Origin of the sequence: Gemella sp. zg-1178, from assembly GCF_018790995.1 — a bacterium.
GTDB lineage: Bacteria > Bacillota > Bacilli > Staphylococcales > Gemellaceae > Gemelliphila.
In genome coordinates, this window is the sequence record NZ_JAHKEI010000012.1 from 13,554 (window position 1) to 25,209 (window position 11,656).

At 27.2% G+C, this 11,656-nt stretch carries 16 protein-coding genes, 1 other RNA gene and 1 other annotated feature; of the genes, 3 read left to right on the forward strand and 14 right to left on the reverse strand.

All coding sequences use genetic code 11. The annotated features are described in order from the left end of the window. Nucleotides 1-57: 57 nt before the first annotated feature. From KMP12_RS04655 to KMP12_RS07580, 5 genes are all read right to left on the reverse strand, one after another. The gene (locus tag KMP12_RS04655; protein WP_215756584.1) at nt 58-783 is read right to left on the reverse strand and encodes an amino acid ABC transporter ATP-binding protein; all 726 of its coding nucleotides are present in this window, start codon (nt 781-783) and stop codon (nt 58-60) included. 10 nt (nt 784-793) lie between these two features. Further along, nucleotides 794-1,435 carry an amino acid ABC transporter permease gene (locus tag KMP12_RS04660; RefSeq protein WP_215756585.1) on the reverse strand — a complete coding sequence of 214 codons (642 nt, stop codon included), beginning with the start codon at nt 1,433-1,435 and terminating at the stop codon, nt 794-796. 18 nt (nt 1,436-1,453) lie between these two features. After that, nucleotides 1,454-2,266, reverse strand: coding sequence for a transporter substrate-binding domain-containing protein (locus tag KMP12_RS04665; protein ID WP_215756586.1), 813 nt, complete (start codon nt 2,264-2,266; stop codon nt 1,454-1,456). Nucleotides 2,267-2,489: 223 nt separating this feature from the next. After that, nucleotides 2,490-2,684 (reverse strand) — a binding site (T-box leader). 91 nt (nt 2,685-2,775) lie between these two features. Continuing rightward, nucleotides 2,776-3,123: an HAD hydrolase family protein gene (locus KMP12_RS07575; RefSeq protein ID WP_371821666.1), complete on the reverse strand. Its 348-nt coding sequence runs from the start codon at nt 3,121-3,123 to the stop codon at nt 2,776-2,778. A gap of 4 nt (nt 3,124-3,127) precedes the next feature. Next, nucleotides 3,128-3,307: a hypothetical protein gene (locus KMP12_RS07580; protein WP_252344705.1), complete on the reverse strand. Its 180-nt coding sequence runs from the start codon at nt 3,305-3,307 to the stop codon at nt 3,128-3,130. Nucleotides 3,308-3,693: 386 nt separating this feature from the next. Between KMP12_RS07580 and lysS the strand changes: the two genes are divergently transcribed. The 3 genes from lysS to KMP12_RS04685 all read left to right on the forward strand — a co-directional run bounded on the left by lysS (nt 3,694) and on the right by KMP12_RS04685 (nt 6,544). Then, a complete protein-coding gene (lysS, locus tag KMP12_RS04675; RefSeq protein WP_215756587.1) occupies nt 3,694-5,196 on the forward strand; it encodes a lysine--tRNA ligase in 1,503 nt (500 codons plus the stop codon). A gap of 113 nt (nt 5,197-5,309) precedes the next feature. After that, nucleotides 5,310-5,615, forward strand: a complete 306-nt coding sequence (locus tag KMP12_RS04680) for a DNA topoisomerase IV (protein ID WP_215756588.1) — start codon at nt 5,310-5,312, stop codon at nt 5,613-5,615. Nucleotides 5,616-5,677: 62 nt separating this feature from the next. After that, nucleotides 5,678-6,544 carry a DMT family transporter gene (locus KMP12_RS04685; protein WP_215756589.1) on the forward strand — a complete coding sequence of 289 codons (867 nt, stop codon included), beginning with the start codon at nt 5,678-5,680 and terminating at the stop codon, nt 6,542-6,544. A gap of 7 nt (nt 6,545-6,551) precedes the next feature. Here KMP12_RS04685 and KMP12_RS04690 read toward each other — a convergent pair whose 3' ends face one another. The 9 genes from KMP12_RS04690 to ssrS form a co-directional block, all read right to left on the reverse strand. Beyond that, nucleotides 6,552-6,836 (reverse strand): hypothetical protein, encoded by a 285-nt coding sequence (locus KMP12_RS04690; RefSeq protein WP_215756590.1) that lies wholly within the window; start codon nt 6,834-6,836, stop codon nt 6,552-6,554. Then, entirely contained in the window at nt 6,805-7,314 is a 510-nt protein-coding gene (locus tag KMP12_RS04695) for a prepilin-type N-terminal cleavage/methylation domain-containing protein (RefSeq protein WP_215756591.1), read from the reverse strand. Before KMP12_RS04695 ends, KMP12_RS04690 begins: the two co-directional genes overlap by 32 nt. Continuing rightward, a complete protein-coding gene (locus KMP12_RS04700) occupies nt 7,307-7,582 on the reverse strand; it encodes a type II secretion system protein (protein ID WP_215756592.1) in 276 nt (91 codons plus the stop codon). Before KMP12_RS04700 ends, KMP12_RS04695 begins: the two co-directional genes overlap by 8 nt. Continuing rightward, nucleotides 7,572-8,012, reverse strand: a complete 441-nt coding sequence (locus KMP12_RS04705; protein ID WP_215756593.1) for a prepilin-type cleavage/methylation domain-containing protein — start codon at nt 8,010-8,012, stop codon at nt 7,572-7,574. The genes KMP12_RS04700 and KMP12_RS04705 overlap by 11 nt, the downstream gene beginning before the upstream one ends. Next, nucleotides 7,987-8,322, reverse strand: a complete 336-nt coding sequence (gene comGC, locus KMP12_RS04710) for a competence type IV pilus major pilin ComGC (protein ID WP_215756594.1) — start codon at nt 8,320-8,322, stop codon at nt 7,987-7,989. The genes KMP12_RS04705 and comGC overlap by 26 nt, the downstream gene beginning before the upstream one ends. A 13-nt stretch (nt 8,323-8,335) precedes the next feature. After that, nucleotides 8,336-9,385 carry a competence type IV pilus assembly protein ComGB gene (gene comGB, locus KMP12_RS04715; protein WP_215756595.1) on the reverse strand — a complete coding sequence of 350 codons (1,050 nt, stop codon included), beginning with the start codon at nt 9,383-9,385 and terminating at the stop codon, nt 8,336-8,338. After that, nucleotides 9,357-10,349 (reverse strand): competence type IV pilus ATPase ComGA, encoded by a 993-nt coding sequence (gene comGA, locus KMP12_RS04720; RefSeq protein WP_215756596.1) that lies wholly within the window; start codon nt 10,347-10,349, stop codon nt 9,357-9,359. Before comGA ends, comGB begins: the two co-directional genes overlap by 29 nt. Nucleotides 10,350-10,566: 217 nt before the next feature. Beyond that, nucleotides 10,567-11,334 carry a tRNA threonylcarbamoyladenosine dehydratase gene (locus KMP12_RS04725; protein WP_215756597.1) on the reverse strand — a complete coding sequence of 256 codons (768 nt, stop codon included), beginning with the start codon at nt 11,332-11,334 and terminating at the stop codon, nt 10,567-10,569. 95 nt (nt 11,335-11,429) lie between these two features. Beyond that, nucleotides 11,430-11,623: non-coding RNA, 6S RNA (ssrS, locus tag KMP12_RS07925), on the reverse strand. Nucleotides 11,624-11,656: the final 33 nt, after the last annotated feature.

Here is an 11,656-nt window from a genome sequence, read left to right on the forward strand (position 1 = left end):
TTAAATAAAATATAAAAAACACAGTTTTAAAACTGTGTTCTCTCTTTGTTTGAATAATTATAAAATTTTACTAAGAAACTCTTTTGTTCTTTCTTCTTTTGGATTATTAAATACTTGTTCTGGTTTCCCTTCTTCAACAATGTAGCCACCATCCATAAATATTACCTTATCTGCCACCTCTTTTGCAAATCCCATTTCGTGAGTTACAACAATCATAGTAAGTCCTTCAGCAGATAATTCTTTTATTACTTCTAAAACTTCTTTTACCATTTCTGGATCTAAAGCACTTGTTGGTTCGTCAAATAATAAAACTTCTGGTTCGTTTGCTAAGGCTCTAGCTATGGCAACACGTTGTTTTTGTCCTCCTGATAAACTATTTGGATAAGCATCTTTTTTATCAAGCAGTCCAACTCTTTCTAATAATTTTACAGCTTTTAATTTCAAATTTTCTTCAGTATCTAAACCTAAATTTTTAGGAGCTAATATTATATTTTCTAATACTGTCATGTTATTGAATAAATTAAAATTTTGAAATACCATTCCTACCTTGCTTCTGTGTTTGTTGATATTATAATTTTTTTCTAAAATATTTTCTCCCTTATAAAATATTTCTCCACCACTAGATATTTCTAATAAATTAAGACATCTTAAAGCTGTCGATTTTCCACTACCGCTTGAACCAATTATTACAACTTTTTCTCCCTTATCTACCTTAAAATTAATTCCTTTAAGGACTTCTACATTTTTAAAATTTTTCTTTAAATCTTTAACTTCTATTAACATAATATTCTCCTTATTTATCTAATTTTTTCTCAAGTGCTTTTACAAATTGTGAAAGTATTGACGTTATAATGAAATAAATTAATGCCGCTACTAAGTAAGGACCAAATGTTTGATAAGTTGCATTTTTAATTGCATTGGCGGCAAACATTATATCAGCAACACCTACAAAGTAAACTATTGACGATTCTTTAACAAGAGATATAAATTCATTTCCTAAAGCTGGTAAAGAATTTTTAAATGCTTGGGGTAAAATAATTAATTTCATTGTTTGTCCATAACTAAGTCCTAAAGAACGTCCAGCTTCCATTTGCCCCTTGTCTATTGCATTTATTCCCGCTCTAAATATTTCACTTACATAGGCAGCTGAATTTATTGACAAGGCTACTATGGCTGACATAAATGGTGAAAGTTTAATATTTATTTCTGGCAGGGCAAAATAAATAATCATTATTTGTACTAAAATTGGCGTATTTCTAATAATTTCTATATAAATACTAGCTAACCATTTTAATATTTTTATATTGCCAATTTTTGCAATACAAATTAATATTCCTAAAATTAAACCTACTATCAATGCTAAAAATGAAACTTCTAAAGTTGTTATTGTAGCATCTATATACATCTGATAATATTCTGATAAAAAATTAAACATTTATTTTATTCTCCTTAACTATTGAATTTTTGCTGCAAGTGCTGCATATTTTTCTAACTCTTTTGCAAATATATTTTCTGAATTTTGTTTCTTTATAACTTCATTAACAGCTGAAATTAATTCAGCATTATTTCCTTTACTAAAGGCTATTGCCATTCCGTCTAATTCTGCATCTTTTTCTAATTTGAAAGAGCTAATTTTTAATGACGGATATTTATTTAAGGATATTTGACTTACATCTTCAGCCAAAAATACTACATCAACATTTTTATTTATTAAATCTTGAAGCACACTTGGAACATCTGCTAAAGACTGAATATTTTCTTGTGAAATTTTCAAATCATCTAGCAGGGCTTTTTCTTGAATTGTTCCTTTTTGAACCCCTATTTTTTTAGTTTTTAAATCATCTATTGAAGTTATATCTTTGTCATCTTGTCTAACTATAAATGCACTACCACTAACATAATAAATATCAGAAAAATCTACTACTTGACGGCGTTCTTTGTTTGGATTCATACCTGATATAACCATATCAACACGTCCGGATGTTAAAGCTGGTAGTAAAGAGTCAAAAGATAATTGTACAATTTCTAATTCAACTCCTAATTTTTTTGCAACTTCTTGAGCCAACTGGATATCTGCCCCAACAATTTTTACACTACCATTTTCTGCAACATAAAATTCATAAGGGGGATAGTCAGGAGAAACTGCTAAACTCAACTTTCCTTTTTCTTTTATTTCATCTAATTTATTAACAGCACTCTTGTTGCTACAAGCTGTCAACGTTATTAAAATTATAAAAGATATAAATAATAAATATATTTTTTTCATTTTAACCTCCTAATTTTTGTACTTTTCTTTTTAAAATAAAAAAGGGATAATTGTCTTTTACAAATCAATGGACTTGTAAGAGACGAATTATCCGCGTTGCCACTCTTATTGATATAAATATATATGAAAATAGAATTTAAGATTATTGAATTTAGAAATTATAAAACTAATTCAAAACTATAAATTAAAAAAGCAGGTACTTCTCTACAAACCAAGATGATTTGTAAGAGACGAAATACCCGCGTTGCCACTCTCATTGATATAAAATATATCCACTCAAATTCTTTAAGGCAGAACTACCAATTTATTTTAAAAATTTACTCCAAAGTGCGTTCATTTATTTTTAATACTAATCTCCCATCAACACTAGCTCGCTTTTATCAAATAATAAACTACTACTCTTCTTCAACGTACAAATATTTAATTTCTTACAATTATACGCCTTTTAAAATTATTTGTCAAGTTATTTTTAAATTATTTTAAAATATTTTTATGGTTTTTTCTATAGCTTAATTATCAACAGTATCCGTAACATAGTCAGCAACTTTTTTTACATAGTCTCTAGCATTGACCATGGCAACACCAAGTGTTACATTTTTTAACATGTCAATATCATTACCACCACCAAAAGTCATAGTTTCTTTTATATCAATTCCGTAATAAGCTGCTAATTTTTTTATACCTACATCTTTTCCACCATCTTTTGCTATTATATCTGTAAACCAACTTGTCCAACCTACTGATTTAGAAGAAGACATATATTTTAAAAATTCTTGCTCTTCTTCTCCCTTATCAACAAAAACATTTAACTGACAAATTTTATTTTCTAAGGCTATGTTTATGCCATCAACTTCTATAAATTTATGACTTTCTCCTAAATCTTTTTAAGTTTTTTACTTTGTCATTTTTTATATTTACATAGCGTCTATCCAACTTTACAAAATCACAAGCTATTTTTTGTTTATTGATATAGGGGAAAACATTTTTAATATCTTCTTTAGAAATAAAATTTTCAAATATTATTTCTCTATTCTTATTCAAACATAGCTATCCTTTAATTGTAATATAAGCATCAAAATAAAATTCTAGTAATTCTTTTAATCTGAATAAACTTTCTGGTGCTATAGTGGATGCTAAAAATATTTTTATCCAAGACTCTTTTAGTCGTCTTAATATTTCTTATTAGAAGACCTTATCTCATTAGTTTTAAAACTTCTAAGCGTTCCATCAATATCAAAAAATATAGCTTTTATATTATTCATAACTAGTCCTAAAATCTTATAATTTACAATAAAAATATTATAGCACATTTCTTTTTTCTACATATTACATTTTCTAAAATTTTATTTTGTAAAAGTATATAAAATTATGATATAATAACCTTTATATAAAAATTATTGTTTTGATATTAAAGAAAGGATTATCTAATGACTGGAGAAAATGTTAATCTAAACACAGAAGATTTAAACGACCAAATGTTAGTTCGCCGTGAAAAAATGGAAGATATTCGCAAAAACGGTATCGACCCATTCGGAAGTAAATTTGTAAGAACACATTTAACAAATGAAATTATTGAAAAATTTAATGACTTTAACAAGGGAGAACTAGAAGAAAAAAATATTTCTGTTACTATCGCTGGTAGAGTTATGACAAAGCGTGGTAAAGGAAAAGCTGGTTTTGCCCACGTGCAAGACTTAGGTGGTCAAATACAAATTTATGTTCGTCAAGATAGAGTTGGAGAAAATTATAAATTTTTCAAATCTGCCGACCTTGGTGATATAGTTGGAATAGAAGGTATTTTATTTAAAACGAATGTTGGTGAATTATCAGTTAAGGCTAATAGTTTTCAAATACTGACAAAATCATTAAGACCTCTCCCCGATAAATTCCACGGATTAAAAGATGTTGAAGAGAGATACCGTAGAAGATATGTTGACTTAATAATGAGCAAGGAAAGCAAAGATACTTTTATTCTTCGTTCTAAAATCATTCAAATTATGCGTAACTATTTGAATGAAAGAGGCTATTTAGAAGTTGAAACTCCTATGATGCACAGCATAGCTGGAGGAGCAGCAGCTCGTCCATTCGTTACACATCACAATGCTTTAGATATGCAATTATTTATGCGTATCGCATTAGAATTGCCCTTAAAACGTCTAATTGTTGGTGGACTTGAAAAAGTTTATGAAATTGGTCGAGCATTTCGTAACGAGGGAGTTTCTACAAGACACAATCCAGAATTTACAATGATTGAATTGTATGAAGCATACGCCGACTATAATGACATTATGGATTTAACTGAAAATATGATAGCTTATATTTGTGAGACTATCCACGGTACAACTAAAATTACTTATGGCGAGCACCTAATAGACTTAACTCCAAAATGGCGTAGAGTTCATATGGTTGATGCCATAAAAGAAATAACAGGAATTGATTTTTGGCAAAAAATTACTGATGAAGAAGCTCACACCTTGGCAAAAAAACATGGAATACACACACGCAAGGATATGAAAGTTGGACACATTATTAATGAATTTTTTGAAACATTTGTTGAAGAAACATTAGTTCAACCAACATTTATATACGGACACCCTGTTGAAGTTTCTCCACTTGCAAAAACAAATAAGGAAGATAGCAGATTTACAGACAGGTTTGAACTATTTATAGTAAAACGTGAACACGCAAATGCCTTTAGTGAATTAAATGACCCTATCGACCAAAAAGAAAGATTTCTTGCTCAAATGGACGAGAAAGATGCGGGTAATGAAGAAGTTTATGAAATGGACGAAGATTTTGTAGAATCATTAGAATATGGAATGCCTCCTACTGGTGGTCTTGGTATCGGAATTGACAGATTGGTTATGCTCCTAACTAACGCTCCTTCAATAAGAGATGTTCTATTATTCCCATATATGAAACACAAATAAAATTATGAGAGGTCTTACCTCTCTTTTTATAAAATTTTCTTTTTACTTGCTTAGAAAAATTTTTTATTATATAATTTTTAAAAATATATATTATTTTAAAAGGAGATTATTATATGTATACAACAAACTTATCTAATTTGGAGTCGCCTCACCTCATTTTTTCTGATGACGATGAATATTCCCAGGACTTCAATACCGAAATTTATTATGAAAATGAAATTTTATCTGATTATGCTGATGAAAGTTACAACTCTAACGAGTTAATTATGGATAGAACAGAAGATGATTTTTCTGATTACTCTTTAGGAATTGGTCTTACAATGGATTATTCTTATGATGAAGATGATTTTGAATATGATGAAGTAAGTATATCTAATGATCAAAAAATGTTAGAAGATGCCGCAGACGGTAACCTATAGTAAAATGAAATTAAAAATAAATTCAAAGACGGCTTGCCGTCTTTTTTATTAATGAGGAAATAATGAATTATTCAAAAATAGATTATATAAAATATATAATATCACTCTTAATTTTTGGTAGCATTGGTATATTGGTTAAAAATATAAATATGCCAAGTAGCCATATCGTATTATTCAGAACAATTATTGCATCAATATTTTTTATATTACTTTTCACTTTTACAAAAAATAAAATAAATTTGCAAGATATACAAAGAAATTTATTTTTATTAGTATTATCTGGTTTTGCACTAGGAATAAATTGGGTATTTTTATTTGAAGCCTATAGTTACACATCTATTAGTATAGCAACCCTTTTATATTATTTTACTCCTACTCTAGTTATAGCTATCTCACCTCTTATATTTAGAGATAGTTTTCCCTTGGTCAAAGCTATTTGCATTTTGTTATCTACTCTGGGTATGACCTTGGTTGCAAATATAAATATTTTTGAAATTTCTGCAAATGCTGGTATTGTATATGGCTTAGCTTCAGCAGTAGGCTACACTCTATTAGTAATTATCAATAAAAAAATTTCAAAAATTGATGGTCATAATTCTACTTTTGTTCAAATGATAGTAGCAAGTTTAGTCTTAGCTATTTATGTTATTTTTATAAATGGAGATTCTATTCAATTCCCAAAAAATAATTTTGAAATTTCTTATTTATTAATACTTGGTGTAGTTCACACTGGTCTTGCTTGCTTATTATATTTTTCAGCAATAGCAAAACTACCAACAACTAATATAGCCTTTCTTAGTTATGTAGACCCTATTTCAGCACTCTTTTTTGCTTATATTTTTTTAGGAGAAAGTTTAAATTTTTACCAAATTATAGGAGCAACATTAATTTTAGGTTCATCACTATTTGCACAAATAAAAATAAAGTAGCAAAGTCTTAATCAGACTTGCTACTTTTTTCTTGTTTCTTATTTAATTCTTCTTTTTTATTTAATTCTTCTTTTTTATTTAATTCTTCTTTTTTATTTAATTCTTCTTTTTTATTTAATTCTTCTATTATTTTTTTATCGTAATAATCATTTAAGTTTTTTATACTTCTTACCTTACTAACATAAATATTTGATACGCCTGCTATAATAAGCGATACTAAAACTAAGACTAAGAGTGATATTAAAATTGCACCGCCACTATTATTCATCTTGATTTTTTTTATTACTTTCATCACTGTTATTTTTTTCTCTTTCTTTAATTTCATCTTTTAATCTTAGTTTTAATACGTGTTCCTTATTTTTTTTGTCTATGATTTTTACACTTACTATTTCTTCTGATATTTTTTTAAATTGGTAGCTATTTATTTTTTCTAGCAGTAGTGAATAGCCAGCAGAAAATTTTTCTCCGGGATTTTTAGTTTGCTTGTAAATTTTTGAGTTGGAAAAAATTACAGTATGTTGTCTGTCGTATTTTTCATTTATAAATTTTATTTTATTTCTATCAATACTTACCTGCTCACTATCTTCATAAATTTCAAAAATTTTTTTGTGCATCATAGCATATTCATAATTACTATAATCTAAAAAACTTTTAGATATATTTGAGGTCAAAGTCAAAATAGCAGAAAGTAACAATAAAAAAATTGATAATAAGGCTAAAGATATTATAACTTCTATCAAAGTGAAACCTGCATTTCTAACCTTATTCATATAAAATTATTTCTCCTGTATCTAAATTTTTTATACTGGCAGAATTTTCTCCTATTGTTATTTCATAATTATTTCTTGTGAATCTTCCAACATCTTTATTTATTAATATTTCTTCATATAAAATTTCTTTCATAATCAACTTGTCTTCAGATTTTTTTAAAATTTCATATTCTCTTACTATATTTGGTACAAGAAATATTAAAATAACAGAAAAAATAAATATTCCCGCTAAAATTTCTATTAAAGTAAAGCCCTTGTTATTTCTCATTTAATGTTACATATCCCGTTTCTAAATGTATTATTATTTCATATCTACTATTAGGAAAATTTACTAGAACCGTATTAGCCCTGTTGACATTCCCCCTGCGATACCTAAATTGTAAAGACCTAAGACCCACGCCAGTTTTTCCATTTTCTGAGATATGTCTTGTTTCTGATTTACCGTCATAATACATTCTATATTCGTTAGCATTCTCAAAAAATTCTATATAATTAGTTCTACTGTCGGTTAAACTTTTTGTTTGCACCATATAGATATTAGAAATCAGTTCATTGACTGCCACTTTTTCCTTGTATTTTTCATAAGATGCAACTGGATTTAATGATAAAATAAAAATAACACTACATACTATAAATAATACTCCCAAAACTTCTACAAAACTAAATCCTTGATTATTCTTGCAATCTAACTTTGCCATTTTCTATTATTACTGCTTTGCCGTTAGGTGCTTTGCTAGCCTCTGTTGCACTACCTTCTAGATAACCTTTTTCTACCAACTTTTCAAAAGTAACATTACTGTCCCCTTCATTTAGTTCATAAGCTGTAACTTGAGATTGCACTGTTTTTACATAGGCTTGCGAACTTTTATCTTTTGCAGAATCTAAATTTTTTGTTATGTTTGGTATAATAAGTACCAACAAGATAGCTATAATAAAAATGACAATTAACATTTCTATTAGTGTGAATCCCTTATTGTTTTTTAATATTTTTCTTAATTTCTCTTTCATATTGTTCTCCTTTTTAACGTATTGAACTTGCCATATTAAAAACTGGTAATAATATAACTAAATATAAACCTATAATTATTAAGGCTAGGATAAAAAATAATACTGGTTGAATTTTTTTTAGACGTTTATCTACTAATTTTAAAAAGGAATCTAACATAATATCACTATATAAACTTAATTCCTTATCCAACATACTATTTTTTCTTCCATGATTTATAAATTTTGCCATGGACTTATCTAAATATATAATTTTTTCTGTTGCTCTTTCAAAAGTATCGCCAGCTGCCAATGAAATTTCTATTTTTTTTGAAAATTCTACAAAAAAATAATTATACTCTTTGCTTATTATTTCATTTAATGCTGTCTTCATAGAAAATCCACTCATTAAAAATAAACTTAATTCTTGTGAATATTGATATGATATATAGTATATAAAGTAGTTATTAATTAAAGGTATCTTTATTATTAATTTTAAAAATCTAGCTTTCTTATAACGATAAAGATATGTTAAATATAAAATTAATATTGCAATTAACAAGATTAAACCAATCAATACTTTTGGTAAATAATAAAGTATATTTATTAAAATACTTACCTGCATATCCATTTTTATATTTGTTGATGTGTAAATATTTTGGAATTGGGGTATTACTAATAAATTAAAAATTGTTATTAGTATTATTAGTGTCATAGTTAAAAAGAAGGGATACCTAGTTGTTTTTACTATTTTTTCTCTTTGTTCTTTTTGGATACGGAGATATTTTTCTATTTCTAAAAGCATATTTTCAATTCTTCCGTAATGCTCTGCAAATTCCATTTTAGTTACGACAGAACTGGGATAGCCTAATTTTTTTAGAATAAAAGATAATTTTTTACCATTTGCTAATTCTGTTTTTAAATAATTTATGGTGTTATCATTAGCACTATATTGTAGCATTAAAAATTCTATTGAATCTTCTAGCATATATCCATGATTTATTAATTCATACAGTCTTCTTATAAAATAAATTTTTTCATCTTTTACTAATAATTTTTTAATATCCCCATTTTTCTTTTTCTTCATTAGAAATTTTTCCAATCTTATATGCTTTTTCAAATTTTTCTTTTAGTGATGCGAAATTTATTTCTTTATTTAGTATGTATGAATTTATTTTCTCTTTAGGCATTATTTCTGTTATAAGTTCTTGTTTTTCTCCTAAGTTAACAAGTCTTTGTGAAATTATACATAAGAGGGTCTGTCTTAAATCTTCTTTTGATATTCCTAAATCTACAAGTCTATTTATTACTCCGATACAATTTTCTGCATGAAGCGTCGTCAGTACCAAATGCCCTGAATATGATGATGTAATCACATACTTAGCAGTTAAACTATCTCTTATTTCTCCAACCATAATAGCGTCTGGGTCGCATCGTAAAATGGATTTTAGGGCATTGTCATAATTTATTCCTGCTTTTTCATTTACCTGCATTTGAATAAGGCTATCAAAATTTTTTTCAACAGGGTCTTCTATGGAAATGATTTGACGATTTTGTTTTGCAATATCTAGTGCTAATTTGTACATTGATGTAGATTTCCCACTGCCAGTAGGTCCAGAAAATATTATTAATCCATTAGCGTATTTTGATAATTTATTTATACTTTCTACATCTTCTTCAAATAAACTAAAATTAACTTCAGCTAGTTCATCTGTAAATATTCTGACTACACAGCCTTCATACAATTCATTAAGTGGTATAGTTGAAATTCTTAAATAATATTTTTTCTCCTTGTACTTATATTCAAATCTTCCTGACTGAGGAGTTTTATTCAAGGCAATATCAATGCTGGCATTAAATTTTAAAAGAGATATTAAACTATCTATTTCTGAATTTTTTAAATTTAATTTCTCCTCCAAAGAACCCTTAATACGATATTTTATAGAAGCACTTCCGCTTGACTTAGGATAAATATGTATATCACTAGCATTACTTTCTATCCCCATATTTAAAATATTTATCATTAATTCTTTTATATCTATACTAATCAATCCTCCTAAAAAATAATAGTTATTAAACTTATACTATATCTTCATTAATGGTAACAAAGAAAATATTTATACTAGTAATTTGAGCATATTATTCTTTTAATTTTTAAAATTATTATTAATAATACTTATATACACTTCAATTATATTAAATATAATAAAAAAAATCAAAATACTACTGAAAAATTACTATGAATTTTAGTAATATTTTGACTATATTTTAATTATTTTTTTCTATAGTTTTAAATGAAATATCTTTTAATAGGTTTCTGTATACATAACTTGCCGCTATAAGACCAGCTGTAGCTGGGCAAAAAGCATTAGATGTTGGTGGCGTTTGTGCTTTTCTTATTTCTGAATTTTTATTACCAATTTTTTCTGTGTATTCATCTCTTGGGACTAGGGGACTTTCTGTTGAATAAACAACAGGAATTTTACCCTTGATTTTTAATTTTTTAAAATGTAATCTCACAATTTTTGCAAGTGGGCAAATAGAAGTTTTTGATATATCAGCTATGTCAAATTTTGTTGGATCCATTTTATTTGACGCCCCCATTACGGAGATAAATTTTATTTTATTTTTTAAGCAATGTTCTATAAGATGTATTTTATATTTTACAGTATCGCAAGAATCAATTACAAAATCCAATTTTTCCTTATAAAATTTTTCAAATGTTTCTTCCGTATAAAAATCTTGAATAGCGATAACCTGACACTCAGGATTAATATCAAGTATTCTTTTTTTCATTTCTTCTACTTTACTAAGTCCTACTGTTTTGGTTGTCGCATGAATTTGGCGATTTACATTTGTTATGTCTATATTATCCTTGTCCATAATCACAAAAGACCCAATACCGCTTCTAGCCAATGATTCAACTGCAAAAGTTCCTACTCCTCCTATACCGAGAATACCAACACAAGAATTTTTTAAAATTTCTAATCCCTCTTTACCTATAACAAGTTCATTACGTGAAAATTGATTTAGCATTATTATCTCCTAAAATTTTTAATAACTTCAATAATTATACATTAAAATATATTATTAGCTATTTTGATTCTAAAAAAGGACTAGCAAATGCTAGTCCCAAAACCGTAGTATCGTAGTATCTCACAAAAATTGGTCCTGCTATAATCAGGTGGGTATAATAGCCTTGCCTTCTGAAGTCAGTTCGTCACATAAGGAGGAAATGCATGCCATACTAACAAGAGATTCTTATTCCCTTACAAAAAGTGTTAGGTCCGAATATAAATGAGCCACACGCATACTCAAGTTTTATACTTATATTTTAGCATATATTATTTACTTTAAC

Bases quoted from the DNA above. Each gene is read 5' to 3' on its own strand.
- KMP12_RS04655 (WP_215756584.1), bottom strand. From the start codon at position 783: ATGTTAATAGAAGTTAAAGATTTAAAGAAAAATTTTAAAAATGTAGAA.
- KMP12_RS04660 (WP_215756585.1), bottom strand. From the start codon at position 1,435: ATGTTTAATTTTTTATCAGAATATTATCAGATGTATATAGATGCTACA.
- KMP12_RS04665 (WP_215756586.1), bottom strand. From the start codon at position 2,266: ATGAAAAAAATATATTTATTATTTATATCTTTTATAATTTTAATAACG.
- lysS (WP_215756587.1), top strand. From the start codon at position 3,694: ATGACTGGAGAAAATGTTAATCTAAACACAGAAGATTTAAACGACCAA.
- KMP12_RS04680 (WP_215756588.1), top strand. From the start codon at position 5,310: ATGTATACAACAAACTTATCTAATTTGGAGTCGCCTCACCTCATTTTT.
- KMP12_RS04685 (WP_215756589.1), top strand. From the start codon at position 5,678: ATGAATTATTCAAAAATAGATTATATAAAATATATAATATCACTCTTA.
- KMP12_RS04690 (WP_215756590.1), bottom strand. From the start codon at position 6,836: ATGAAAGTAATAAAAAAAATCAAGATGAATAATAGTGGCGGTGCAATT.
- KMP12_RS04695 (WP_215756591.1), bottom strand. From the start codon at position 7,314: ATGAATAAGGTTAGAAATGCAGGTTTCACTTTGATAGAAGTTATAATA.
- KMP12_RS04700 (WP_215756592.1), bottom strand. From the start codon at position 7,582: ATGAGAAATAACAAGGGCTTTACTTTAATAGAAATTTTAGCGGGAATA.
- KMP12_RS04705 (WP_215756593.1), bottom strand. From the start codon at position 8,012: ATGGCAAAGTTAGATTGCAAGAATAATCAAGGATTTAGTTTTGTAGAA.
- comGC (WP_215756594.1), bottom strand. From the start codon at position 8,322: ATGAAAGAGAAATTAAGAAAAATATTAAAAAACAATAAGGGATTCACA.
- comGB (WP_215756595.1), bottom strand. From the start codon at position 9,385: ATGAAGAAAAAGAAAAATGGGGATATTAAAAAATTATTAGTAAAAGAT.
- KMP12_RS04725 (WP_215756597.1), bottom strand. From the start codon at position 11,334: ATGCTAAATCAATTTTCACGTAATGAACTTGTTATAGGTAAAGAGGGA.